Raw genomic sequence first — 25772 nt, forward strand, 5'->3', positions numbered from 1 at the left:
ATCATGTTGATCACCCGTACATGATATAGGCATCGCTTTTTATTTTCACATGCTCAGACGCCTCTTTACTTTTTTCCGTCAGATTTTGCTGTTTGCTTCATTTGCTGCGCTCACGCTCATCGCAATGCCGCATGGTCTTGCGCTGGCAAATGAAGTGGAAGTGACGACTGCGAAGATAGAATCGTCAGAAGAAGGTTATCGCATCGTGGCCGCCTTCTCCTTCGAGCTTAGTCATGGGCTCGAAGACGCCATCACGCGCGGTGTGCCTATGTATTTCACCACCGAAGTAGAAATGACCAGACCGCGCTGGTATTGGCTGGATGAAAAAACCATACGTTCACAGCAGACCGTCAGGATTGCCTATAATCTCTGGACCCGCCAATACACAGCAGCCATCAATGGTAGTCTGCAGCAAAATTTTGCACGCTTAGAAGACGCCATGGCCTTAGTGCTACGACCACGCCGGTGGTTGGTGGCGGACAAAAGCGCGCTCAGTTCCGGCGCCAATTACAATGTGGCGGTGCGTCTCAAGCTCGATATCAATCAACTGCCTAAGCCCTTTTTGATTACTTCATTAAACAATAGTGACTGGCGCCTGTCTTCGGACTGGAAGCGCTTTACCTTTAAGGCTGACGATAAGTGACCAGGTTTTTGCGGTATGCCTTAATTGTTGGCGGTGCTCTGATGAGCATCTTATTGTTCTTTTTAACCTCTGCATCAGAAAATTCAGCCCGGTTTGCCCAATATTATGGCTGGTTACTTGCTGCCAATGCCTTCGTGGCCCTCGCATTATTGGGTTTGGTGCTGGCTTTATTGTGGCGATTATTCAGCCGTTACCGTACCCGCGAATTTGGTTCGCGTCTGATGACGCGTCTGGTGCTGCTGTTCGCCTTAGTCGGCATCTTGCCAGGCGCGGTGATCTATGTGGTCTCGGTACAGTTTGTGTCACGCTCGATTGAATCCTGGTTTGATGTCAAAGTCGAGTCCGCTTTGGAATCTGGATTAAATCTTGGCCATAGCGCCTTGGAATACACGCTAGCTGATCTGGAAAATAAAGCCCGTGATATGGCCTCGCAATTATCCGAGCCATCCGAGACTTCGATGGCTTTGCGCTTATCGCGTCTGCGCGAGCAAATGCAAGTGGAAGAAGCCAGTATCGTGAATGGCCGCGGGCGTTTGATTACTTCCGCCAGTGCCAACTCCAGTGTCCTGGTGCCAGAATTACCGACGCCCGCCATGATACGTCAGGCCAAGGTGGCACGCGTGTTTGCCGCCACCGAAGGCAATGCCGAGCTACGTGCGCCCGATCTAAAAATCCCAGCAAGTAATGCCGGCGCCAGCCGGCCGGTCTTGGCGGCCGAACCGGCCAATGTTCTGCGTTCAAGGGTGGTGGTGGCGTTGCAAGTTTCCGGCATGGGCTTGTCTCTGCAAAATGAGACTATTTACCTGCAACTGATACATCCGGTACCGGTAAGTTTAGCCAGTCATGCCGAAGCTTTGCGCAGCGCCTGGGGCGAGTATCAGGTCCGGTCTTTAGGTCGTGGTAGCCTCAAGACCATGTATATTTTTACTTTGACGCTGACTTTGCTGCTGGCTATTTTTGCAGCGATTACTAGTGCCTTCCTGATCTCCGGCGAATTGGCCAGGCCCTTGCTGTTGTTGGCAGAGGGAACCAAGGCGGTCGCCGAAGGGAATTTATCGCCACGTCCTATCGTCACTAGTTCTGATGAGCTGGGTAGCTTGACCCAGTCTTTTAACATCATGACGCGCCAGTTATTTGATGCCCGTGCCTCGGTAGAAAAAAATCGCAATGAATTGGAAAACGCCAAGGCCTATCTAGAATCGGTGTTGGCAAATATGTCGGCTGGGGTAATGGTGCTGGATCAAAGCGCCAAATTAGTCACCTGCAATGAGTCGGTAGAGCGGATTTTACAGCGTAGTTTTGAAACCGAAATCGGCAAACCTTTGGCTGAGATCGATGGCATGCAGACCTTTGCTGCGGCCATAGATCAAGCCTTTTCCGAGCAACATGCACATTCGGCGGCGGGTGGTGAAGATGAAAATCAGCAGCATTGGCAGCAGCAGATAGAAGTGCCAAGGCCGCAAGCAATTAAGCACGATGAGACTCATAGTGGAACCATCAGCGCCGTGAATAATGAATCCGATCAGCGCATCACTTTGTTGGCGCGTGGTTCCCATTTACCGGTGGCTGCCGCGATCGGCTATGTGGTGGTATTTGATGACATCAGTAGTATTATCTCGGCGCAGCGCTCTATCGCTTGGGGCGAAGTGGCGCGCCGTTTGGCGCATGAAATCAAAAACCCTCTGACACCGATACAATTATCCGCCGAACGTTTGCAAATGAAATTGCAGGGCAAGTTAAGCGAGAGTGATATCTTGATACTCAATAAGAGCACCAGCACCATCGTCAATCAAGTCACCTCGATGAAACGTATGGTGGATGATTTTAGTGACTACTCCAGAACGCCACCAGCGGTCTTAAACTCCTTAAACTTATCGGCCCTAATTGACGATGTTTTACATTTGTACATGGAAGGCGATGGTCGCGATGCGATCCATCTTCATCTGGCTCCCGAGCTGCCAAATGTGATGGGCGATGTTACCCAATTGCGTCAGGTCATCCATAATCTGCTGCAAAATGCACAAGACGCGGTCGCCGATAATGCCAAGTCCAATCAAGCCGCACATATCGATGTCGTCACCGAAATAGTCCGCTATACCAGTGCCGACAAGACTGACCGGTCGGCGGTTCGGCTTTCCATCATCGACAATGGACCGGGATTTTCCAGCAAAATTTTGGCGCGTGCCTTTGAGCCGTATGCCACTTCCAAGCCGCGCGGTACCGGTTTAGGCCTGGCGATGGTGAAGAAAATCATTGATGAACATGGCGGTAGAGTCGATATTCAAAATCGTAGTGATACAAACGGTGCAAAAATATCGATTTTGCTGTTAAAGTTAGCACCGGATTCGTAGTAGCTCAGTATTTTTCTACTGATGAAAAAAATGACGTCCGCAGAGACGTTTTATTTAAATAAAATAATAAGCATGTAATAGGGTAGATTGATGGCAAACATATTAGTTGTTGACGACGAAATGGGAATCCGAGAGCTACTTTCGGAGATATTGGGCGACGAGGGACACGTCGTACAATTGGCAGAAAATGCACAGCAGGCCCGTGCCGCGAGGTTGGAGTCGCGACCGGATCTGGTCTTGCTCGACATCTGGATGCCGGATACGGATGGCGTCACCTTACTCAAAGAATGGCAACGTGATGGTATGTTGAGCATGCCTGTGATTATGATGTCAGGCCATGCCACGATAGATACTGCGGTCGAAGCTACCCGCATCGGTGCCTTGAATTTTCTCGAGAAACCTATCGCCCTGCAAAAATTACTGAAAGCGGTACAGCAAGGTCTTAGCAGGGGCAGCGAAGTTGCTCGCCCTGCGGTCGCTAGTTTGCCGCCAGCGTCGGCAGAAATGTTGACGAATAACGCAGTGACGCATGCCTTTAGCAGCAATGCTGCAGGTTTCGAAACCCGCCAATTTGCCAGCTCAGGGGTAATGGCGCCAGCGAGCAATAATCAATTTGCCAATTTGTCGTTTGAATTACCACTGCGCGAAGCCAGAGATGCGTTTGAACGTATTTATTTTGAATATCATCTGAACCGTGAAGGTGGCAGCATGACCCGCGTGGCAGAAAAGACGGGTCTGGAACGCACCCATCTGTATCGCAAGCTAAAACAGTTAGGTGTAGAGTCGGTCAAGTACGCCAAACGCGGTGAATCATAAACTGCCAGCATGGCAGCTAGTTTAGTAACACTAGTAAGCGGTGGCAGCTATGCAGACCGAGAAGCCTGGATAGCCGCCGCTCTTACGCATGAACCACCGCTACTGAGCATGGCAGCGATACTCGAAGGTCTGCCGGATGGTCAGCCATTGCTCACCTCTAATCCCCTGCTTGCTTTACACAGAGTTGCCCCCGGATGCATGTGTTGCATAGGCAATCTGGTGATGCGCGTGACGCTCAATCGTATTCTTAGAAAACCACCGGTACGCTTGTATCTGGGTCTGGCCGATAATCAGCATATAAAAAATTTAGTTTATTTTTTGCAGCAGCCTCCCTACAATGAATTAATCGAGTTCGATCAGGATATACGGCTAGGATCCTGAAGCGAAGGCGGATTAAAGTTTATTGTTTCCTCACCGTAATTATCACTAAGCATCTTGAAATTAGCTCTTCAGCGCACCATCTCGAAAACTAAGATTGTTCAGGCTAAGATAAAAATTATTCAGGAAGGGATGCAAAATGAACCTTATTTACAATAGCGACCAATACAGCGTGGTCGAGTATGGTGCCGATGTCGATCACGAAGCCCTGCGCTTTGGCGGCTACGAGATCACCGATAAATCGGTGCGACGTGAATGGTTTATCGGCGGCTCTTTAGCGGAAAATTTTCGCAAAGATGTGCATGATTTGATCGCCGGCGAACCGAGTATAGAAGAGATAGACGAATTTTTAGGTCAGTTTGATCTGTATATGGCGCAATCGGTTTTGCTACACTAAATAGGCTTTCCACTTTTTAGTAAATCAGCGGCTAAATTCTTAGCGAAAGGCGCGGGATTGCAGACACCGCGCCATCCACGTACACTGAGTGTCTAATTATTAACAGGCGCTCAGTATCATGACCTCTCCTTTGCACACATTTATACGTGGCCTACCCAAGGCCGAATTGCATTTGCACATAGAAGGTTCGCTAGAACCGGAACTGATGTTTGCCTTGGCTCAACGCAACGGCATCGCCTTACCCTATACCTCAGTAGAGCAAATACGCGCAGCCTATGATTTTAGCGATTTGCAATCCTTCCTCGATTTGTACTACGCCGGTGCGGCAGTACTGCTGAACGAGCAAGATTTTTATGATTTGACGATGGCGTATATACAGCGTGCAGTGGCCGATAATGTGCGGCATGTAGAATTATTTTTCGATCCACAGACCCACACCGTGCGCGGGGTGGCGATGGCAACGGTATTTGGCGGGATTGCGCGTGCCTTGCGCCAGGCGCGCCAGCAATATGATTTTTCTGGCAGCATGATATTGTGTTTTTTACGCCATCTGAGTGAAGCAGATGCCCTCGCCACTCTCGCCGAGGCACTGCCTTTACGCGAAGCATATCAAGATCTGTGGAATGGCATAGGCCTCGATTCTGCCGAGGTTGGCAATCCTCCTGAAAAATTTAGCCGGGTCTTTGCGCAAGCCTCTCAGCTAGGATTTCGTCTGGTGGCGCATGCCGGTGAAGAAGGTCCACCGGCTTACATCCATAGCGCGCTTGCAGATTTAAAAATCGAGCGTATCGATCACGGAGTAAGGGCCGAAGAAGACCCGGCTTTGATGGCTGAATTAATTCACAGCCAGATGCCGCTGACGGTCTGTCCTTTGTCGAATTTAAAGTTAAAAGTCGTACAGGATATGCGTCAGCATAACTTGGCCAGAATGCTGCGTGCGGGCGTCTGCGTCACCATCAACTCAGATGATCCGGCCTATTTTGGCGGTTATATGAATAGTAATTTCATCGCCAGCGCCGATGCCCTCGATCTGAGTCGTGACGAGTTAATCCAGTTGGCTAAAAATAGCTTTTGTGCCTCGTTTGCCAGTGCCGAACAAAAGCAGACATGGCTGGAAGAATTGGCCGAATATGCAACAAGGGCGGCCACTGAAGTTTAATTTGCGCCGGGCTAACTGGCATTTTATTGATAATTCGACTAGGCTATTTAAATCCTTGATCAGTATCAAAGACAGGCCAGATCAAGCAGCGTGATACTTCTAATTCAGACTTATTGACCTCGCGGAGCGCTTATGAGTAAGCACGATCAACTTCTCAGTTTAAACCGCGCGGTCTCTATCAACGAGAGTCTCAAGCAAGTCATAGAGATTTCCAGCCAGATCAATATCGTCGCCACGAATGCGATTTTGATTGCCAAACGCGCCGGGCCACAATCGGCAGGATTTAGAATCGTCGCGATGGAGTTGCGCCTGTTCAGCCGAAAAATCGAAGACTTGATGGGTTTTCTCGGTGGCCTGATTTTTCAATTGGTGCACCGTGTCGCCGAACTACGCAAACTAGAAAAACGCCTGAGTTTGCTGAGTGACACCATGTCGAAAAACAGCGTATCTGAAGAACGACTGGCGCACAGTTTTCAGCAAAGACACACCGTATTCATAGACAAAAAAGCCTTGGCGCAGATCGATTGGGAGCAATTAGAAAAAGAAATTTTTAGATCGCTGGCGCTCTGCAGTGCCGGGTCCATGTTGTCTCACAATGGACGTATAGAAGCCGCTTACGGTGGCAGTATGCTCGCCGACATGCAGCAAGTGGCGAGCCGTATCGAAGACATCATGACCCAAGTAATCACGACTTTGAAGCATCTGAACACCACCCTGAAGAGCGAGTCATGAAGAAAATCCAATATCTGTACGAAAAAGGCGATCATAAATGGGCGGTAGTGACGCGCGATCCGGATAAACCAGACTACTTAATCGACACCAATGAATACCTGATTATTCAAGGGAATAAAGCGATCCTCACCGACCCCGGTGGCTCAGAGATTTTCCCGGAAGTATTCTCGGCCATCAATACAGAATTTGATGCGCGTAGTATTAGCGCCTTATTTGCCTCACATCAGGATCCTGATGTCATTTCTTCACTCGGTTTATGGCTAGATTTCAATCCTGATTTAAAGTGTTATCTGAGCTGGTTATGGGGATCTTTCGTGCCCCACTTTGGCGGCAATGCCAGTACCTTCATCAATTTGCCCGACAGCGGTGGCGAGATTCCACTAGGCAATCTTATCTTGCAAGCGATCCCAGCGCACTATTTGCATTCTTCAGGCAATTTCAATCTGTATGACGCTGTCGCCAAGATGCTGTTTTCGGGGGACATTGGTGCCGCTTTGCTGCCGCCCGGTGAAGACGCCCTGATCGTCAAAAATTTTGATCAGCATATCCGCCATGCGCGTGGCTTCCACCAACGCTGGATGGGCTCTAACGAAGCCAAACTCGATTGGTGCCAAAGAGTGCAGTCTATGCAGATCGATATGCTGTGCCCGCAACACGGCGCAATTTATCAAGGCGAAGACGTAGCGCGCTTTATCAATTGGTTCGCCGAGTTGCCGGTAGGCTCGGGCATACGCCGCAATTAATCTTGCTTGAACGTAAGGAGCGCATCGCCTCACGCTCAGCCTAAAATAAATAGTCGGACAAATTTCCTATAGTCGGCTATGATAAATCGTCACACCACGCTGCAGCGCTGCTGCTTAACTCGGCGGGTAGGTCTTGCTGTTTGGCATGCCCCGCTATCCTGTTGTTTCATCTCAGTCAAAACTTTATGAGTCGCATAGTTACACCGCACATTTCCGTATAGTTCTGACGCGCTAGTGCGTCGGATCAGCTTTTTTAAAGGAGCTAACGATGAACACTTGGAATGACGTGCCACACTTTGCATTTGACCAAGATTTTGCCCTGGGTTTTATAGGCAAATACTTGCTGATAGGGATCACCCGCACTGGCAACAAGGGAAAAGTACTTACACAACAGCAACTCCACGGTACCATCGTCAATGCCACCGCACTAGGGATAGAACTAGAACTCGGTGGCGTGCATGAGGGCAAAACCTGGCGTATGCCGCCCATACTCGAAGAACTGGCACCCGCCAGACGCGGCAAATACGAGCTTAAAACCACCGGCGAGGTGGTCGAAGATCCTGACTTCACCTTCACCTTAACCATGCCCACCACCCGCGCTGCCACTTAACAATCAGCCGCCAGATCAGTGCGCGCAGATGCTGTGCGCACTGCTTGACTCCTTGCCATAAAATTTTACAGCTGCGTGCGCAAACTCCTCAGGCATGGTCAAATACGGGCTTGATCATTTTTAGTATGCCAACATGACAGAGCCAGCGCACACCCCTTCCACCTTAAGTTACCGATTAGCCGTCGCCGATGATGCCGCCGCGATCGCGCGTCTGGTCAACAGCGCCTATCGGGGCGACTCTAGCCGTCAGGGCTGGACTACCGAAGCCGATTTATTAGAAGGCGATCGTATCAACGCCGATCAGGTACGTGAGCTGATACTGGCGGACGAATCCCTGATTTTGCTATGCCAGCAAAATCAGCAGCCAGAATTATCTGGCTGCGTGCATTTGCAAAAAACTGAAAACGCCGCGTATCTGGGCATGTTCGTGGTCAAGCCCACCCAACAAGGCAGCGGCATAGGCAAGCAATTCATGCGAGAGGCCGAGACGCTGGCGCAGCACAGCTGGCAGGTGCAGACCATCTGGATGACCGTGATCACGCTCAGGCATGAGTTAATCGCCTATTACGGACGGCGCGGCTACCAGCGTACCGGGCAATTTAAACCCTTCCCTAGCGAGATCAGCAAAGAAGTCATGCTGGTCCCCGATTTGCATTTTGAGGTGCTGGAAAAACGCCTGTAAGCAATTTTTGTAAGTGCGGCAACGCCCAGTTTGATGAAAAAATTGGGGCGGCTGTGCCAGCAATGTATCCGGCCGCTTAGCCGGCCTTGGCGAGTACTTGCGCGACCCTGCTTTGCAACACCGGTATCAGCTCTTGCTCAAACCATGGATTGCGCTTGAGCCATAGATTATTCCTTGGACTTGGATGTGGCAGGGGCAAGCTGTGCGGCCAATGCTGGCGCCAGGCCTGTACCAGTTCAGTGACCGACTGTGCAGAATCGGGGAAGTGATAGGCCTGCGCGTATTGCCCTATTACTAGCGTCAGCTCTACTTTTTTAAGCTGCGCCAGCAAGAGGCTACGCCAGGTCGGCGCACATTCTGGGCGCGGCGGCAGATCGCCTGATTTACCAGTGCCGGGGAAGCAAAATCCCATAGGCAGGATGGCAATTTTCCGGGCATCATAAAAAACCTCACGCGTGATCCCCAGCCAAGCACGCAGGCGCTCGCCACTGGCATCATCGAAGGGTATGCCGCTGGCGTGCACCTTACTGCCAGGTGCCTGACCAGCGATCAGGATACGCGCGGACGGATGCAGCTGTAGCACCGGGCGCGGCCCCAAGGGCAGCTGCGCCGCACACAGCGTGCAAGCACGAACGTCTGTCAGCAAACCAGTCAGGCTAGGCATAGCAGACCTCAGTAAGGGGTAAATTAAGCCTGGCCAGGCGCCCGGCTAGCATCAAAGATAAATAGCGCGAAGGGTGGGCACAGCAGCATCGTGCCCACGCCTAAGGCTCAAGCAACAACACATCAGTTTAAGCCCATCAAACCAAAATCTCCATGCATAGCTGTAGGTTCATCTCCGCGTGGGCACAAAAACTTGCTCACCCTACCTGGCTTTTTTTCCTTGAAGTCATTTTGTGAGCCCGTACTTCTGCCGCAGGTTTAGAAAGTGGTGCCCGAGAATTTGTCTCTTTGCGACCTCAATGACGATCACGACAAATGCGTCTGGTACATCAGTGCTGATAAGAACGTGCTGCCATGCATTCGAGCTATTCCGATAGACGTACGCGACATTCCAGTCTTGTGTGTCTCGCCCCGAAAATTCGCTGGACAGAACCGCTTCCGTGTACTCCCATATGTCCACGATCTCTTCAGCGGACTTTGTGACGTCTTGCATTGGAGGAGAGAACGTTTTGAGGAACCGTTCTTCCAGCATTGGTCGAAGCTGGATTGCCATGACTTCTAACTAGATATGTCCGTCACCGTTACGGGCGAAACGGACGGATGTCGCATAAAAATTTAAGAGCAAGCTCTCAAAACCAAGTCCAGCTTGGCTTTCCGTCGATCTACTGTAAATGCGATTAGCACTAAAAAATCGTCAAAGCGTCATTGCTGTTGTCTTTCATTTTACCAACAATATTGACATATTTGAAATCAATTTCAGGTTTTTATTGCCCAGAATGCTAGCCCGCGTACGGTGGTGTTAGCCTCACCCGTAATCCAGCATAGAGTCATTCCAAGCGGCGCAATAGATGCAGCCGATTGCGCGCTGTCTGCTTAGTTAGTGGCGCCTGTGCGCCTCCTGGGCCTCGTGTCTGGCTCGGACTGCCTAAACATACTCCCCCTAGTGTTTTTTGAGTGCCCAATACGTATATGCGCCAACCGCTAGATTCGACTTCAAAAATCGGGGAGTATCTGTTTTTCTGTGCGGTGCTAACTCCTTTGCAGGTGTTTTTCTTGCATTATTGGCACGCAGAACAGTAATTGGCGTTTTCAGCAGACATACACAGTTGCAATTGCGAATCATTCGCATTAAAATGCGGCTTTAGCCAGCTAAGCCAGAGCGCTCATCCGCTACCCTTCAGACCGCCAGCCACCATTTCTTGATATAAAAAGGAAGTATTGTGGCAATTCGAAAGACTCCATTAGCGCTCTTGGTCGCGCTGGCGATTCAACAATTCATTCATCCGGCACACGCACAATCGAACTTGCCCTTAGACGGCCAGTCCAAGGTGCCAGCTGTCCAGAATGCAGCAGCCGAAAACCTAGGCCAACGGCCACTCGCGGCTAGCACGAATGTAGCGCATATTGCTGAGCTACCGACAGTGCAAGTGCAAGCGCAAACGCCCAGCCAAGATGATGTGGTAGTGCGTAGCGTGCTGCAAGCCAGCCAGGCACGTGATTTACATGATGTGTTTCGCAATGATGCAGAAATCAGCATCGGTGGGGGCGCTAGCCCAGTGACGCAAAAAATGTATGTGCGGGGTTTAGAAGAAGCGCTGCTCAATGTCTCGGTGGATGGTGCCACGCAAAATAACCATCTGTATCACCATCAAAGCGCACTGTTGATCGATCCAGCCTTAATTAAGCGTGTTGAAATTGAAAAAGGCACGGCTGCAGCGAGTGCCGGCCCTGGTGCTTTAGGTGGCGCGATGCGGGTCTTGACCGTCGATGCCGCTGATCTATTGCAAGAAGGTCAGAACATCTCGGCTATTTTGAGTGCTAGCGTAATGAGTAACGATGGCTTGAAAACCGGTGCAACTGTGGCGGCGCGCTTTGCCAAGGTGGATGCCTTATTCTCCGCCAGCCATCTGGATCTGGCGGATTACAAAAACGGTAATGGCGTGAAAGAGCAGAACTCAGGCTCTGAGCAGCACAATCTCTTATTTAAATTGGGCCTGAGCTTGGCCGAAAATCAGCGTCTTTCTCTTAATCATCAATCGAATGAAGATAAAGGCGTGCGTTATTTACGCGCCAATATGGTGGGGTTTAAACATCCGGTATTGCCGAATGAGGCCATGCCACAAAGTCTGCTGCGCACTACCAGCAGCCTCAAATATGAGGGCAAAGGAGTCGGCCCGGTGAGCGCTATCGAGAGCACCCTGTATCAATCCAAGGTAGAAGGTGATCGTACCGATCAGCGCGGTAACTATAGTGGCGAAGCGATTACCACCCAGGGCTTGGATCTAGGCTTAAAAAACGCCATCGGCGATCACTATCTTAAATACGGTGTGAATTTACGTAAAGAAAACTCACAAACCAATCAAATCCGCGACCCTTATGGGAATACCGGCAGTGGCAAAGAAGAAAACAAAATTGCCGGTGTTTATGTGGAAGCGCTACTCGACTTTGGCAGAATAAATGTATCGAGTGGGCTGCGTTACGATCACTACGATTACACGGATAATCATCAGCAAAATTTTAAAAGCGATGGCGTCTCGCCAAGCGCAGGCCTGAACTTGCAGGTGAGCGAGAGCCTATTACTGAAAGCCGGCTATGCGCAGGCCTTACGCGGTGCGGGGCTCAATGAAGCCTTTTTACTCGACATGATCGATTGGAAAAACGCCCCGAAACTGGAAGCAGAAAAAGCCAGCATCTCAGAAATCGGCTTTGTCTTTACCCAGCAAGGCTTTAAGTTCAGCGGAAATTTATTCAAACAGCGCATCAACAACTTCATTGATGTCGCTGAATGCAGTGCCGACGCGGATTGCCGGACTAATGTGGGCGATGCCAGCATCACCGGTTACGAGTTGCGGACCGAATATCGACTCGGCAGCCTGCGTCTTGGTGCCTCGGTTGCCAAGAGTAATTCAGATCGCGATGGTCGCGCATTTAATGATGGTGATCAGGGATTAGGCACCAGCTATGGCCGCAGCTGGACTACCTATGCAACTTACGATATACCTGCCTATGCCCTACAGTTGGGTTGGCAAGGGCGCTTTGTTGAGGCGCTCGATTATCAACCGGTAGCCAGCAATGCCACGCTAACCAAAGCCGGTTATGGGGTGAACGACGTGTATGTCAACTTCTTACCGTTCAAGAAAGACACACTCAGCTTGCGACTATCGGTGAAAAATATCTTTGATCAACAGTATTACGATCAAGCCACCTTTGCCTACCATGGTCGCTTGAAAAAAGTACTCGGCCATCCGGAGGCGGGCCGTGATGTACGGCTCGAAGTCAGTTATAAATTCTAAGCTAGGACTTAGATAAAATTGTCCTCAGCGTATCCTTGGCTTCGTGCCTGGCCTAGGATGCTTAAGCATACTCCCCCTAGTTTTTTTTAAATACCCAATGGCTATATGCGCCAACCGCTAGGTTTGATTTTAAAAATCGGGGAGTATGTGATTTTATGGGGGTATCTATGTGTGACGACCGTACTCCAAATCGGTAGGGCGCTAGGGGTTTGATCTATTTCAGCCTATGGAATCTCAAAACAAGTACTCTGCCGCAGGTATATCCTTTACGACTCACTGCCGGGATCAGCGCATACCAGATGTGTGAAGGCGGAGGTTGTGCGAACCAGCTTTCGCGAACAGTTACGCGGTATTCCTGTAAGCGGCCAGTGTTGCGGAAATAAACTCTGACTTGGCGCGGCGATACAGCTCAGAACCGAGGCCCACAGAATTAAGTTTGACTTGGTTGTACTGCGCCAGCAATTCAGGTTTAGCCCGCAATAGCGTGCGAAAAACCAGGAAGAGTTCTTCGAATTGAGATCCGCTTGCCACCACTTGGACAGCATGTTCATTTTCTGTATGCTGGCACTCCAACATGCATAGTTCCCCGGTGCGTAAAGTGTCCATCTTCTCGGTGTAAGCATGTCGCTTAAGCGTTTGCACAACTTGTTCTAAGCATGCCCCGTCTACGATCATGCAAACGTCGAGGTCCGCCTTGGAAATAGCCCCCGGAACTGAAGAAGAACCTATATGTTCCAGCTTGGCAAATGGAATAATTAGCTGAAGACTAGTGGCGACACGCGCGTAGCGTTGCGCCAATTCTGGCTGATAAGTTGCTGACGAATGTAATTTCATGGCACTAGCATTTGAGTTGTGGGGTCACCATAGCGGCGAAGTCGCGTAGCGAGTGCTTAGCGCACAATATCTGACACGAAGCCATACTTTTTGAGACGGGTCGGCACAGCAGCATCGTGCCCACGCTAAGGCGCAAGCAAGCACACCTCAGCTTAAGCGCATCAAAGCAAAACGGCCATGCATAGCGGTCGGTTCATCTTTGCCTCGGCACCAATACGTGCTCACCTGGCTCATCTATTTGTGGTGTTGCCGTCGGTTACCGCCAATGCTGCGCTGATGGCGGCCTCCACCGCAGCTTTCGCCTGCGGGCTATTCTTCCAACAAGAGGAGCCGCTTAGCTTCGCACCTTGAGCAAGGATGTCTCGCGCATCTGCGTCGGCCAACTGGCGAAGGGTAGAGAACCCCATTTGTTCAAGGCGCTCGATGAGCTTTGGCCCGACGCCCTTAACGCGCAGAAGCGCACTTTTTTCAAGCTGAGAGAACGGCACAACACTCATCTTTTTGCCTTTTAACGTTCAAGGACAGGGGCGCTGCGCGGTGCCTTATCGCGCAGCGTCTCCTGCACCGGAGGGTTGAGCTCGCGATAGAGCAGCATAGAACATGACAAGAACTATGGCTCAAGACCGAGGACTTTTTTCATTTCGTCTGTGAAAGTATCAAAGCGACGACGCATTGGCTGACGTTTATCTGGTGTGCCGGAATCGATTGTTTTTTCATTTGGGTCGTAGGCGATGCTGATGTGTGGGCCTCGTTGCTTCCCTTCGTAGATATCGGACTCGATGATATTCTTCTTGGTATCGAATGTGGCGACAATCTTAAAACCCATTGCTGGTGGGCCAACAAGGACACCACCGATGCCATCAGCACCAAGGTAGAGCGCCTGACCTTCAAAGAGATATGGACCTTCCAAGACCGAGCCGTCTGTCGCCCATACTCCAACGAGGTGAGGCGGTATGGCGTCCGCTGCATTAGTAGACGTTGCTGCCAAGACGAGTAATGTGAATATAAAGAATAGTTTGGACATAGGATCCTTGGCGATGACGCTACGATTTCAGTACGCTGATACAAGTCGAGCCCCAACGAATAGCGTTTATCCGCCGCACCGGAACGCAAAAATAAGATCCGCGGACTGCTTGCGGCGGATAAAGCTTGTTGGACTGAACCGCCTGTGTGGCGGTCACACTGGGGATTGTAAGCGATGCGTTCGGAGTATTGCTAGTAATTTGACATGTAGTCGCGGCGCTTCAGGTGCGCCAAGTGCGTGGTGTATTTGGCGTAGCCGTAATCACCATTTACTCGTCCCATGCGCCCTTGGCATGCTACTTGGCTTTTGCATGAAGATCGGCATAAGCAAGGCCGAGGCCAAGCGACCAATCCATTTTGGAGTTTTCTATCAAGGTGATCATGATGTCGTCTGCCCGAAAGCCCGCCAGGCTCGCTTGTTCGGCAACGTGACGAAATAAGGCACGTTTTTGATCGTCAGTGCGTCCAAGCAGAAAAACCACCTCAATCACGCAAGCATCTTTTGAACGATTAACGCCGCCAAAATGAGGATCAAGAATAATCTCGTCGGTGTCGAAACGCGTTATCAATTGAAACAGATCCTTGGGCGGGACATTGCAAGTCTTTACCAGCCCATCTTGAACCGCTGCGGCTAAGGCTTGCACTTGGCTTGAGGAGAGGTGGCGCGGAGCGGAAATTTTAGTCAGTGGCATCGTGATCTCTCTTAATAGTGCGTAGGGTGGGAACAGCATCATCGTGCCCACGCGTAAGGTTCAAACAACAACACATCCGCTTAAACCCATCCAGGCAAAACGGCCATGCATCAAGGTAGGTGCATCTCCGCGTGGGCGCAAAAACCTGCCCACTCTAGCAGCCTGAAAAGATCTCAATCCGCCTTGTTTTTGTCGTCCCACGGCATAGGCTGCCACAGTTCTAGTTTATTGCCCTCGGGGTCCATGATCCATGCGAACTTGCCGTTTTCGTGCGACTCTGGCCCCTTCAAAATCTCGGTGCCAGCGGCCTGCAGTTGCTTCAACATCTCATCGAGATCATCGACCCGATAGTTGATCATGAAGCTAGCGTCGCTGGGGCTGAACCATGCGCTGTCCTGGCTCGCCACATGCCAGACGGTCAGACCCTGATCTTCGGCGCGATCTTCTGGCCATTTGAGGATGCAGCCACCGAAGTCTTCCAGCACCATACCCAAGTGCTGTTGATACCACGCCGCCAGCGCCGCGTTATCGGCGCGACTCTTGAAAAAAACACCGCCTATGCCTGTTACTTTCGCCATGCTAGTCTCCGGTTTGTTAAGCTGAATTATCTTGCGGACAGCATTTGATGTTACACCAAAATCCCAAAGCTACAGACCGCGTAGGGTGTATTAGGCGTAGCCGAAATACACCATTTTCATCCCATGCGGCGCAATAGTGCGTAGGGTGGGCACAGCATCATCGTGCCCACGCCTAAGGCTCAAGCAACAACACATCAGCTTAAGCCGATCCAGGCGAAACAGCCAAGCATAGCGGTCGGTTCATCTCCGCGTGGGCACAAAAACCTGCCCACCCTACCAGACTGATATAGTCCCAGGTTATGTAATTTTTTCATCTTTTGCATTACCAAAAAAACCGAAATCGAAATAATGCTTTTTATCTTTTGCTAAACATATACCGATTTTTCCTTCTGCACATTGGGCTAGCGGAATTGTATTTTTTCCATTCAATTCCTCCAATGAACCCCAATATATTGAAAATGTAAATTGGTCGAATTGAATTGCCATCCAATGCGGTTCTGCGCAGTATTCCTGGGTTGCCGTTGCCGCTTTTTTGTATGCGTCATTTCCGAGATTATAAAAAGCGTTTAGCTTATGGTCTTTCTGGTATTTGTTTCTGGCTTTAACGCTAATGATGAATCTCTTTCCGTCTTTTTCTGCATATAAGTCTGCGAAAGGAAAGTTCATCTTTTTATCATTTAAGTTTATTATTTTTTCATAGTGATTATCGACAAGTGCTTTAATTGCAAAAAGTTCGCCCAGTTCCCCAAGTGATTTTTTTCTTGATGCTTCCTTTTTATTTTCTTCATTGCTCATGATGGAATATTAGTCACATAATTAGTTATGTCCGCCACCCTGACGGGCGAAACGGACGTATGTCGCATAAACAATTTAAGCGCGTAGAGTGTATTAGGCGTAGCCGTAATACACCATTTTTCATTTCATCCGGCGCAATAGATGAAGCTTGTTGCGCCCGCGTGCTGTCGGTTGACCTCTGCGTGGGCACAAAAACGTGTCCACCCTACCTGGCTTGCCGGGGCACGTCAGCTCTATGGAAGGGTTAGGCGTCACTCCTCGAAACAGCACTGCGAATCTCGGAAAGGTGTCCGCTGATATTCTCCAGTTGTTCGACGATTGGATCGACTGGTTTAGCGGACTTCCTGAACGGCTGAAGATCGATCGTCGTTGACTCGACAACTCGGTTGTCTTGGTATTCGTACTCCGCTTGGACCGTGAACTGCTGGGGGCAGCGCTCTGAGTCTCTGAAGATGTTGTGGCCCACGCCCAAGTAAAAGACCATCTCGGCTTGCGGTGAAAGGGACTGGATCGGGTGGACAAATGTCGTGTACTTTCTGAGATTGTCATCTTCGTCAGGATGAGCGTTGAAGTAGAAGTCCTTGTCTAGACTCAGCCGGAGATTTTTAGCGGACGATCCGCCTGCATTTTTTATCGACAGCATGAGCATGGTACTCATAGCCCGGACGACAGGTGTCACCTGAATGTACGGGCGAGTGGAGGCGTCGAGTTGTGCCTTCATGACAGCGACGGTTTCGCGGTTCGCCTTGACCATCTGATAGGTAACGATCGCTACGAAGAGCGAGATGGCCGCCGAACAACCGCCGGTGATTGCGACAGCTAGATTGATCTTATCTGCGAGGTTCATGGGGGTTTTCTGACGCTTAACGCGTTATAAATTTTCATTTTACAAAATTATCCGGCTATCAAAAATGCGGACACCGGGAGGGGTTTCTGCGCACAGCCTTTTACCGCTTATTTTTTCGCTGCTCTACTGAATGAATGCGCGGTTTAAATAAATCGATAAAAGCGGCATCGCTATTGTCTTGCATTCTATCAATAAACTTAACATATTTGAAATTAATTTCAATATTTCATTGTCCCGCATACTAGCCTTAGCTGCCTGACGTTTGCTTTACTAGCAGTAGCAACTGCCGACCTTCCGGTTCGCGCCTGGCTTGGACTTTATGAACATACTCCCCTAGTGTTTTTTGAATGCGCAATGGATATATGCGCGAATAGCTGCATTCGCTTATAAAAATAGGGGAGTATCTGTTTTGGGCGGATATTTTATCGTAGCGATGAAGCCGCTAACTCAGGCCGAAGCGTACGCCACCGCTAGGTGAAATTTTGCAGCGCTGGGCTGGTCGCTTTGTGCGTGCGCGGGCTGGCATACAGACTGGCTCACAGAACTTTTATCGCCACTTCCGGTCTAGTTAATGCTTAGGCAAGCAGGCAGGCAGGCAAGCTTGCTAGCATCTATTTATTCCTCAAACAGAAAGAGCCGCATGAGCATACTGAGCAGCGCAAGACTACGTCTGGTACCGATGAACGATAGCCATTTTGATGGTCTGTTCGCGATGAATAGCGACCCCGCCGTGATGCGCTATATCACTGGCAAGCCAGATACGCCGGCCGATACGCAGGCGATGATAGAGCGGGTCAAGGCGCGCTGGTTAGATTGTGGTTATTCGTGGTGGAGTTTTTTTGAGCTGGACAGCGAGCAAATTATCGGCGCCGGTTGCATCCAGCATCTGGGGCGCGATGCTGCCAATCCGCTAGAAATTGGCTGGCGTTTGCGCCAGGATAAATGGGGGCAGGGCTATGCCTCCGAAGCGGCCGAGTGCATGGCCAGCTTCGCCTTCGACACGCTGAAAACCGATCTGCTGTGCGCGGTTTGTCAGCCAGAAAATCTAGGCTCAGCCCACGTCATGAAAAAACTCGGCATGCACTACAAGGGCCTGGAACGTTGGTATGAGATGGAGGTCGCGGTGTATCAAATGACAGGCAGCGATTGGGCGAGCCGTGCACAAGCTGAGTGCGTAGGTCCGATTAGCGCAGCGTAATCGGGCGGTACAGACATGCGTGCGATTACGCTGCGCTAATCGCACCTACAGTACTAGCAGCTCACAAGAAAAAGCTTTGCCGCAGAGTACGCAAAGGAAAAAACCAAGGTTTTCTCTGCGTACTCTGCGCCTCTGCGGCGAGAAAAGTTTTTGTTTTTAGGTTTTTAGAAGTTCCCTTTTTATTTTCAAGCTTAGTGCGGATTGACCCTGGACTAGCGCTGCAGTAAGCTAGCTGGCTAGCTGGCTAGCTGTCGGGTGTATTTGCCCAAGCGTCCTACTCACTCGCTCTACTCTGGAAACCGTAATGAAAAAAATCGTCGTCAAATTTGGTGGTTCTAACCTGCGCCGGCCGCAGGATATCGACCGCATCGTGAACGTGGTGCAAACCTATAAGCGGCCTCTGGTGCTGGTGGTGTCGGCGTTTTTTGGGGTGACTAATGAGTTGGTGGCTTGCGTTCAGGCTGCCAAAGAAGGTGCTGGCACCGCAGCGGCGCTGGCTGAGAGTCAGAGCTATACGCTGGCCTTGCGCGCCCTCAAGAAACAGATCGTCGCCGCGAATATCAGCGACCCTGCGCAGCGCGCCCGTACCGAGGCGGCGCTGGCGGTGCGGCTCGATCAGCTGGATCGCTATTTAACCGGCATCCATTGTATCGGTGCGGTACCTAGCTTTGTCAACGATGCCATCCTCAGTTATGGCGAGCGGCTGTCTAGCTTGCTACTCACCGAGGTCTTGCAGAGTCGTGGCATCGCGGCGCGCGAAGCCTTGCCGGAAGAGATAGGTTTGATCACCGATGGTGTGTTCGGCAATGCCGCTTGCGATTTCGAGCTGAGCGCCGCCAAGGTCGCCAAGGCTTTGGCCGGTGATGGCGTGATCGTGGTGCCTGGTTTTTATGGCGTCGATCAGAACGGTAAGACCACCTTGTTCGGGCGCGGCGGTTCGGATTATTCGGCTGCCTCGATCGCCGCTTGTCTGGGGGCCGAATCTCTGGACGTCTGGAAAGATGTGGATGGTTTCCTCAGCGCCGATCCGGGTACGGTGAGTGCGCCGCGTTCTATCGCCCAATTAAATTATCTGGAGGCGGCTGAGCTCTCGTATTTTGGCGCCAAAATTTTACATCCGCGTACGGTCGAGCCGCTGTTTGATCGCGATATTCCTATCCGCATCCTCAACATCACGCGCCCTGAGCGCGGCTTACAGCCTTACACCATCATCGATGACCAGCGCCGCGTCACGCACGATGTGGTGAAAAGCGTGACCTCGACCGAAGACGTGGCGATACTCAAGTTGCATGGCCCCGGGGTCGGCTTTAAGCCCGGCATTCTGGCGCAAGTAACCAATACCCTGGATCAGCACGGCATCAACATCAAGAGCGTGCTGACGGCACAAACGGCGATCAATCTGTTGGTGGCGCGCGATCAGCTCGATGCGGCTTATGCGGCATTGGTAGAGCATCATCTGGCTGGCGTGGTGGAAGTGAGCCGCAATGCCGCAGTGGCGATTGTGGCGGTGGTAGGCGATGGGGTGTTGGATGCCTCGGACGTAGGCAGTGCGATAGCCAGCCGCGCCTTGTCCGCCGCCTTAGCCGGCGGTGTACGAGTCTGCCTGGCAGCAGCCGGTGCCAGTGAAGTAGCTGCGTATATGCTGGTGCATGAAGAGGATAGAAAACTGGCCTTGCAAGCGGTGCATGCGGAGTTTTTTGGGGCTTAGTTGTGATGGTCTGGCACCGCTTGCAAGCGGCGCCAGACCCTGATTGTGAAGGGTTCTAGGTCTAAGGAATATTAATTTTCGGGTTTTATTTTGAGACTTAAAGAACTCAAGGCAGCCAATATGCAGAGTGCAGCGGTGCCCAGAAAGGCGCCCTGATAGCCTAGCAACTGCGCTGGCATTGCCGCCTGTGTCAGACTATTGGCCTCAGTGATGCTATGCGCTAGCGTTGACAGGCTAGCGACGCCTAAGGCCGCGCCCAGTTGACGTGATGTATTGAACAGGCCAGATGCCAGCCCCGCCAGTTTGGCCGGAACACCGGCCAGTGCGGTGTGCGCCGAAGTCATTAGCATCAAGCCCAAACCAAGACCAGTCAGCAAAGTGGGGCCGAGTATATCGTTCAGATAATTCGGCTGCAGCGGCAAACGGCTTAGCCAGGCCAACCCGGCAGCGCTGATCAGCCCTCCCAGAAAAGGCAAGCGCCGGAATCCGCCATCCATCAGCGGGCGCGAAACGATGGCGGCGATCGCCAGCGTTGTCCCCATAGGCAGCAGCGCCAGGCCGGTATCTAGCGGGCTGTAACCGAGAATTTGCTGTAACACAATGGAAAGGAAAAAAGTCGAGGCGGTCAAGGCTGCCCCCAGAGCGAGCACCACAACATTTCCTATGCGCACGCTGTGTAACTGAAAAATACTCAGCGGTATCAGCGCATGCTTAGTCTTGGCCTGTATCCAGATAAATCCCATAATCAAGAGCCAGGCACTCGCCAGTGCCACAAGCACGGTGGGAGAACCCCAGCCAAGTGTGACGGCCTGCGTGATACCAAATAACAAGGCAGCAGTTCCTAAAGTAATGCTAAGCGCGCCCCAGACATCAAGTCTGGCAGGTGGATTGCCGGCATCCCGCGCTTGCATGCACAAAGCCACGCCAGCGATTAAGGCGCAGCCTATCGGGACATTGACGAACATGACCCAGCGCCAGCCGAATTTTTCGGTCAGCAGACCACCGATCAGCACTCCCAAAGCGGAGGCGATCGCGCTCGATGCCGCCCACATTGAGATCGCCCGCGCTTTGGCTGGCCCGCCAGGATACACCGCGACGATTACCGCCAGCGTCGAGGTTGCCAGAGCCGAGGCACCAAAGCCCTGGATCGCCCTGGCGATCAATAAGGCCGCTGGCGTGCTCGCCAGACCTCCGGCCAGGCTGGCAGCGGTAAATACCAACAGGCCAGATTGCAAAATGCGCTTACGTCCGTACAAATCGCTGGCGCGCGCCGCCAGCAACATACAACCGCCCAGACACAGCAGATAGGCGTCCACCACCCATTGTTGCTGGACCTTGGAAAGGCCCAGGTCAGCCTGCATGGCTGGCAGCGCGACATTGACGATAGCACCATCCATGACCACCATGAAAGAGGCCACGCAGGCGATCACGACCGCCACCCAGAGCGGGATGTGCGGATAAATTAAGGACTGCGCCGGTAGCGCAGCCGGGGTAGGGGAGGCATGCATAAAGAGATCCTGAAATGTTGGTTAAGTTGCGTATTCTGGCTGGAAGGAAATAAATGCCTTCATCGCCACTGACAGTATTGGACTTAGAGGCAAAAGCCTGATAACGTTGTTTGGACAAAAAATAATGAGAAGCGGCCAAATTGAGTTTATCGACTAATCCTGTCTTGCCCGATATCGAAGATCGCCTCGATGGCCCTGCGGTGGTGGCTATTTGGGGTGAGGATCAGCCTGGCAATGGTTTTCGACTCGGCACCCGCGAGTACGACTGGCACGCGCATGCGCGCGGCCAGGTGTTTTGCGTGGAAAGCGGCTTGATTCATATGCGCACCGAGCATGGCTCCTGGCTGTCGCCGCCGCATAAGGCAGGCTGGATACCGCCGGGCATACCGCATCAGGTCAGTGTGAATGGTGCAATGAGTGGCTGGAGTGTTTTGATTACACCGCAAGCGAGTCTGCATTTGCCTCGCCAGCCTTGCGTGATTGGTATCAGCGATGTGATGCGTGCCCTGGTGCAGCGCGCAGTCAGCTGGTCTGAGCAAGAGCAATTGGAAGTCGAACAAGAACGCTTGACCGCAGTACTGCTGGATGAAATCCGGTTGGCCCCACAACTAGGGCTGCATTTGCCGCTGCCGCAAGACCGGCGCTTACTGCGCATTAGCAATGCCTTGTATCAGCAACCGGACGATACCAAAAGTCTGCAAGCATGGGCAAGCTGGGGTGGAGTATCGGCACGCACCCTGAGCCGTCTGTTCCGGGAGCAGACCGGACTCAGTTTTGCACAGTGGCGGCAGCAGGCAAAACTCAGCCATGCTTTGGAGCGGCTGGCGCAAGGTGACTCGGTGGCGCAGGTAGCGGATGCTTTAGGTTATGCCACGCCGAGTAATTTTATCGCGATGTTCCGGCGCAGCTTTGGCGATTCTCCGGCGCACTATTTTTCCAACCAGTCTAGCCACATCCTGAGGCGTTAGCGCACTTCTAAAACCCCGTAGGGAACTTCTAAAAACCCTTTAATCGGGATGCAGCGCAAGGCGCAAACCGGAGCAATACGTCGGTATTGCGAGGATCGCATTGAACAATCGACGCCGCGATGCGCTCGAGTATGGGGTTTTTAGAAGTTCCCCGTGAGCGACACGCAATACCGACGCCGCTTGCAGGCCGAAATGCCGCCAGCAGGCGCATAGATATTGCGCCGCTGTTTGCTACAAGGCCGGCTATTTTTTACGCAAGAGATCCAGCTCGGCCACTATTTGCAGCGCTCTGGCGGCGGCCGTAGTTTTTAACTGCGGGCTGGCGTTTTTTGACATGTCGTTGAGACGAAACCAGTCGGCGCTGATGCTATCGCCCATTTGCTCGGACACGATATGCCAGGCATAGGCTTCCAGCGCATTGTTTTCATTAAAATAGAGTTCGGAGATGATACCCGCCGAACGAATATTTCCCGCGACCAGTGCCTGTTTAAACGATTGTTTGGCGGCGTCGGGATAATTCATGCTGGGATCAAATTCTGGATTGTCTTTTTGCCCGTTCAGTTCAAACGCATATTTCTCGCCAATATGCACCATGGCAAAGGCGTCGCCCGCTTTGGCCATCTTGCGCAAGGTTTTTAAATCTTTGGTGTAGTACTCTGGTGGCACCATATAACCTAGCTGCTCCATCTGCTTGCGACGGGCTGCTTCGCGTGGCGATATTTCTTCTTTTTCCGGCAATTCGACCAAACTATTTGAGGCCTGATTATTCGGCATGTTGAGGCTGGTCTCGGTATTTGCTGGGCCAAGTTCAAACGGTGATGCATGCAGATTATTGCCGCTGTTTTGCCGAATGGACTGAGTGCCGTCTGGCTTGCCATCGGCGCGAAATTTTTCACTCCCTGGTTGGCCATTTTCTGATTGTTGAGCAAGCCCAGGCTGAGTTGATACGCTAGGCGATACCGGCCACAAAATCAGCGTCACGGCCAGCCCGACTAGGACGACTAGTCCAATTAAATAAGATAATTTTTTCATACACGATCACAAAAAAACCAACAATCTAGGCGCGCGCCGAAGCAGGCAACATTCGGCGCGCGAGCTGGCGATCTAGAGACTAGACGCGTGGTAGATTGCTATAGCATTTGGAGGTGCCATTGGCATAGCCCCAACGGGTGTAGTAGTCGCGCTGGGCCGGGGTGCCGTGGTCACCGCCTGCGTAGTAGCGGGCGCTGCTGACTGCGGCCGCCAGGAAAGGGCTATAGCGCAAGGAACTTTCCGCATATTTCACAAAAGATCCGCCGGCGCAATCGGCCTGCAACTCCATGTAAGGGGCACGCTGATTGATGTTTCTGGTGAATTGTATCGAGTGACCCCATTCATGGCCTAGCACTGCCTTGGCGGCGTAGTTACCATGATTGCTCTCTACCGTTTGTAGAAAACTGGTGCCGACGCTGATGATGTAAGGGCCGCAAGCGCGTGCATCTGGTGTGCCAGATTCGCCACATGCACGCTGATTGATATACACGGTCGGGTTGGCCATAGAGCCAAATACGCCGCGTATTTCAGTCGCAGTTTTATTGATATAGCTGGTGGTGACGGTCACCGCTTGCGCAGTCTGGGTCAAGCTGCAAAGAGCAAGTGTGATGGCAATAGCCAGTGGTAATTGTTTTTTCATTGCTTGGTGTCTCCGGGTTGGGATCTCAGCCGACTGTTTTTTAAATGTGCCGGCTTCAAAAAGCCATCTGCAAATGAGCTCGCAGATGAGATGTTCGCATCCGCAGTACTACGCGGATCGAGGCTTCAGTAGAGCGCTTTTTTAGGCGGAAAGGAAGTGCGGAGATCGCTCGAGCAGGTGCAATGCGGATTTAAAAAAATATTAAATTGATATGCAAGCGAAGATAATTTTGCGAATCAAAAAATCAAGAGGGTAAATCTTGAGCTTAGAAAATTGATCTCGCTATCGTGTTCTATTCCATCGCTATTTGTACATAGTCTTTTGTTAAAAAATAATGTTGTTTATGCGTGTGACAATTTACCAAGACTGCCAACCTAGGTTAATTTAGGCGACTGCCGGTAACTGGGCGTGGTGCTTGGCACTCCATTCCATCCAACCACCGTCGTACACGCTGATCTGCTGCCAGCCCATGCACCAGGCGTAAAAGAAAGCCAGTGAGGCGCGCCAACCAGTGCCGCAATAAAACACATTATGCTGATCTGGGCGAATCCCGGCCTCATGCCAGAACTGGCAGATTTCAGCAGCCGGTTTCATTCTGCCATCGGCAGACTGGAAGGCGCTCATACTATTAATATCGCCATCCGCACCAGCGCGGCCCCAGCGTGCACCGGGTATTTCACCGCAGGCACTGATGTAACTGTAAGCCGAGGTTTTGCCAGAATACTCGGCCCAGCTACGGATACTCACCAGTGTGGCAGCGCGGCTGACCAGGAGCTCTTCAACTTGCGGCAGATCGATCAGATACTCGGGATGGGCAGGAAACGCGCCGCCAAAATCGTTCAACGCTAGGCGCACTGCGGGCGGCTGCGTGGATAAGGGCAAACCAGCCGCCAGCCAGGCCGCGAGGCCACCGTCCAGCAGACGTACGTCTTTTACTCCGGCATACAGTAGTAGATGCGCCACGCGCGCGGCGGCCAGAGAGTTGCGGCTGTACAACACAATACAATGATCGTGACGAATCGCTTTGCCGAGCAAGACTGCCAACAATTGCGGGTCGGGAATTTTGTTCCATTTGGGCGGGCACTCAAAGGAACTGGTATCGAGATAGCCAGCCGTGGGGATGTGGCCATCCGCGTAGGCCTGCTCGCTAGCACAGCCTACTTCAAATAACTGCCAGTCGGGTCCAGGCGGCGCGCTGCCAGTGATGAATTCATACAATAAATCAGCTGCGAGGAGTTGTTGCTGGTAGGCCAAAGTGCATGAAAAATTGGCAGATGAATTAACAGATAAGTAAGCAGAAGCAGGCAAGGCGAGCAGGCATTAGAAAATATTGCCCACATTGTAGTGCATAGACCGGCTGCAAGAGTCATAATCAAAAAAACACTGCTTAAAAAATATGCAAAACAAGCAGCATAAACATACAGAAAATCCTATCGATTTCGATGAAAAAATAGGCGATTACAATTACTTACATAGTTTAAA

26 protein-coding genes are annotated in these 25772 nt (G+C 51.5%); 14 read left to right on the forward strand and 12 right to left on the reverse strand.

What is annotated here, in order from left to right:
- Positions 1–49: 49 nt before the first annotated feature.
- The 10 genes from EJN92_RS09985 (at position 50) to EJN92_RS10030 (ending at position 8511) form a co-directional block, all read left to right on the forward strand.
- Positions 50–643 carry a DUF4390 domain-containing protein gene (locus EJN92_RS09985; RefSeq protein ID WP_227869789.1) on the forward strand — a complete coding sequence of 198 codons (594 nt, stop codon included), beginning with the start codon at positions 50–52 and terminating at the stop codon, positions 641–643.
- Positions 640–2994, forward strand: coding sequence for a sensor histidine kinase (locus EJN92_RS09990; protein ID WP_126127682.1), 2355 nt, complete (start codon positions 640–642; stop codon positions 2992–2994). Before EJN92_RS09985 ends, EJN92_RS09990 begins: the two co-directional genes overlap by 4 nt.
- A 90-nt stretch (positions 2995–3084) precedes the next feature.
- Positions 3085–3810, forward strand: a complete 726-nt coding sequence (locus EJN92_RS09995; RefSeq protein ID WP_126127683.1) for a response regulator — start codon at positions 3085–3087, stop codon at positions 3808–3810.
- 9 nt (positions 3811–3819) lie between these two features.
- The gene (locus tag EJN92_RS10000; protein ID WP_126127684.1) at positions 3820–4191 is read left to right on the forward strand and encodes a GTPase; all 372 of its coding nucleotides are present in this window, start codon (positions 3820–3822) and stop codon (positions 4189–4191) included.
- A 136-nt stretch (positions 4192–4327) separates the two neighbouring features.
- Positions 4328–4585 (forward strand): BTH_I0359 family protein, encoded by a 258-nt coding sequence (locus tag EJN92_RS10005; protein ID WP_126127685.1) that lies wholly within the window; start codon positions 4328–4330, stop codon positions 4583–4585.
- A 118-nt stretch (positions 4586–4703) separates the two neighbouring features.
- Complete coding sequence (locus EJN92_RS10010) at positions 4704–5744, forward strand: adenosine deaminase (RefSeq protein WP_126127686.1); 1041 nt, start codon at positions 4704–4706, stop codon at positions 5742–5744.
- 132 nt (positions 5745–5876) lie between these two features.
- Positions 5877–6476: a hypothetical protein gene (locus EJN92_RS10015; RefSeq protein ID WP_126127687.1), complete on the forward strand. Its 600-nt coding sequence runs from the start codon at positions 5877–5879 to the stop codon at positions 6474–6476.
- Positions 6473–7219, forward strand: coding sequence for an oxygen-binding di-iron domain-containing protein (locus EJN92_RS10020; protein ID WP_126127688.1), 747 nt, complete (start codon positions 6473–6475; stop codon positions 7217–7219). Before EJN92_RS10015 ends, EJN92_RS10020 begins: the two co-directional genes overlap by 4 nt.
- Before the next feature lie 268 nt (positions 7220–7487).
- Positions 7488–7829: a hypothetical protein gene (locus EJN92_RS10025; protein WP_126127689.1), complete on the forward strand. Its 342-nt coding sequence runs from the start codon at positions 7488–7490 to the stop codon at positions 7827–7829.
- Between the two features lie 133 nt (positions 7830–7962).
- Positions 7963–8511, forward strand: a complete 549-nt coding sequence (locus EJN92_RS10030; protein WP_126127690.1) for a GNAT family N-acetyltransferase — start codon at positions 7963–7965, stop codon at positions 8509–8511.
- A gap of 76 nt (positions 8512–8587) precedes the next feature.
- On the opposite strand, the gene EJN92_RS10035 is transcribed toward EJN92_RS10030, so the two are convergent.
- A complete protein-coding gene (locus EJN92_RS10035) occupies positions 8588–9175 on the reverse strand; it encodes a uracil-DNA glycosylase family protein (RefSeq protein ID WP_126127691.1) in 588 nt (195 codons plus the stop codon).
- A gap of 1219 nt (positions 9176–10394) precedes the next feature.
- Here EJN92_RS10035 and EJN92_RS10045 point away from each other — a divergent pair.
- Positions 10395–12467 carry a TonB-dependent receptor domain-containing protein gene (locus tag EJN92_RS10045; protein WP_126127693.1) on the forward strand — a complete coding sequence of 691 codons (2073 nt, stop codon included), beginning with the start codon at positions 10395–10397 and terminating at the stop codon, positions 12465–12467.
- A 342-nt stretch (positions 12468–12809) separates the two neighbouring features.
- Here the strand turns inward: EJN92_RS10045 and EJN92_RS10050 are convergent, their stop codons facing one another.
- The 7 genes from EJN92_RS10050 to EJN92_RS10080 all read right to left on the reverse strand — a co-directional run bounded on the left by EJN92_RS10050 (position 12810) and on the right by EJN92_RS10080 (position 17236).
- On the reverse strand, positions 12810–13301 hold the full coding sequence (locus EJN92_RS10050) for a GrpB family protein (protein WP_126127694.1): 492 nt from the start codon (positions 13299–13301) through the stop codon (positions 12810–12812).
- A 230-nt stretch (positions 13302–13531) separates the two neighbouring features.
- On the reverse strand, positions 13532–13798 hold the full coding sequence (locus tag EJN92_RS10055) for a helix-hairpin-helix domain-containing protein (RefSeq protein WP_227869790.1): 267 nt from the start codon (positions 13796–13798) through the stop codon (positions 13532–13534).
- Between the two features lie 113 nt (positions 13799–13911).
- Positions 13912–14325: a hypothetical protein gene (locus tag EJN92_RS10060; protein ID WP_126127695.1), complete on the reverse strand. Its 414-nt coding sequence runs from the start codon at positions 14323–14325 to the stop codon at positions 13912–13914.
- A 295-nt stretch (positions 14326–14620) separates the two neighbouring features.
- Positions 14621–15016, reverse strand: coding sequence for a tautomerase family protein (locus EJN92_RS10065; RefSeq protein WP_157984345.1), 396 nt, complete (start codon positions 15014–15016; stop codon positions 14621–14623).
- Positions 15017–15189: 173 nt separating this feature from the next.
- Positions 15190–15594 (reverse strand): VOC family protein, encoded by a 405-nt coding sequence (locus EJN92_RS10070; protein WP_126127697.1) that lies wholly within the window; start codon positions 15592–15594, stop codon positions 15190–15192.
- A 297-nt stretch (positions 15595–15891) separates the two neighbouring features.
- Positions 15892–16389, reverse strand: a complete 498-nt coding sequence (locus EJN92_RS10075; RefSeq protein WP_126127698.1) for a hypothetical protein — start codon at positions 16387–16389, stop codon at positions 15892–15894.
- Positions 16390–16633: 244 nt separating this feature from the next.
- A complete protein-coding gene (locus tag EJN92_RS10080; RefSeq protein WP_126127699.1) occupies positions 16634–17236 on the reverse strand; it encodes a hypothetical protein in 603 nt (200 codons plus the stop codon).
- Between the two features lie 640 nt (positions 17237–17876).
- Here EJN92_RS10080 and EJN92_RS10085 point away from each other — a divergent pair.
- Both EJN92_RS10085 and EJN92_RS10090 read left to right on the forward strand, forming a co-directional pair.
- Complete coding sequence (locus EJN92_RS10085; protein WP_126127700.1) at positions 17877–18434, forward strand: GNAT family N-acetyltransferase; 558 nt, start codon at positions 17877–17879, stop codon at positions 18432–18434.
- Between the two features lie 304 nt (positions 18435–18738).
- A complete protein-coding gene (locus tag EJN92_RS10090; protein ID WP_126127701.1) occupies positions 18739–20142 on the forward strand; it encodes an aspartate kinase in 1404 nt (467 codons plus the stop codon).
- Positions 20143–20213: 71 nt separating this feature from the next.
- On the opposite strand, the gene EJN92_RS10095 is transcribed toward EJN92_RS10090, so the two are convergent.
- The gene (locus EJN92_RS10095; protein WP_126127702.1) at positions 20214–21650 is read right to left on the reverse strand and encodes an MFS transporter; all 1437 of its coding nucleotides are present in this window, start codon (positions 21648–21650) and stop codon (positions 20214–20216) included.
- A gap of 140 nt (positions 21651–21790) precedes the next feature.
- On the opposite strand from EJN92_RS10095, the gene EJN92_RS10100 reads away from it, so the two are divergent.
- Positions 21791–22618 carry an AraC family transcriptional regulator gene (locus EJN92_RS10100; protein ID WP_227869791.1) on the forward strand — a complete coding sequence of 276 codons (828 nt, stop codon included), beginning with the start codon at positions 21791–21793 and terminating at the stop codon, positions 22616–22618.
- A 243-nt stretch (positions 22619–22861) separates the two neighbouring features.
- Here the strand turns inward: EJN92_RS10100 and EJN92_RS10105 are convergent, their stop codons facing one another.
- The 3 genes from EJN92_RS10105 to EJN92_RS10115 all read right to left on the reverse strand — a co-directional run bounded on the left by EJN92_RS10105 (position 22862) and on the right by EJN92_RS10115 (position 25544).
- Positions 22862–23650 carry a sel1 repeat family protein gene (locus tag EJN92_RS10105; protein WP_126127703.1) on the reverse strand — a complete coding sequence of 263 codons (789 nt, stop codon included), beginning with the start codon at positions 23648–23650 and terminating at the stop codon, positions 22862–22864.
- A 79-nt stretch (positions 23651–23729) separates the two neighbouring features.
- Positions 23730–24290, reverse strand: a complete 561-nt coding sequence (locus tag EJN92_RS10110; protein WP_126127704.1) for a neutral zinc metallopeptidase — start codon at positions 24288–24290, stop codon at positions 23730–23732.
- Between the two features lie 384 nt (positions 24291–24674).
- Positions 24675–25544 (reverse strand): sulfurtransferase, encoded by an 870-nt coding sequence (locus tag EJN92_RS10115; protein ID WP_126127705.1) that lies wholly within the window; start codon positions 25542–25544, stop codon positions 24675–24677.
- Positions 25545–25772 lie beyond the last annotated feature (228 nt).

The sequence above is a fragment of the Undibacterium parvum genome (assembly GCF_003955735.1).
GTDB classification, from domain to species: domain Bacteria; phylum Pseudomonadota; class Gammaproteobacteria; order Burkholderiales; family Burkholderiaceae_D; genus Undibacterium; species Undibacterium parvum.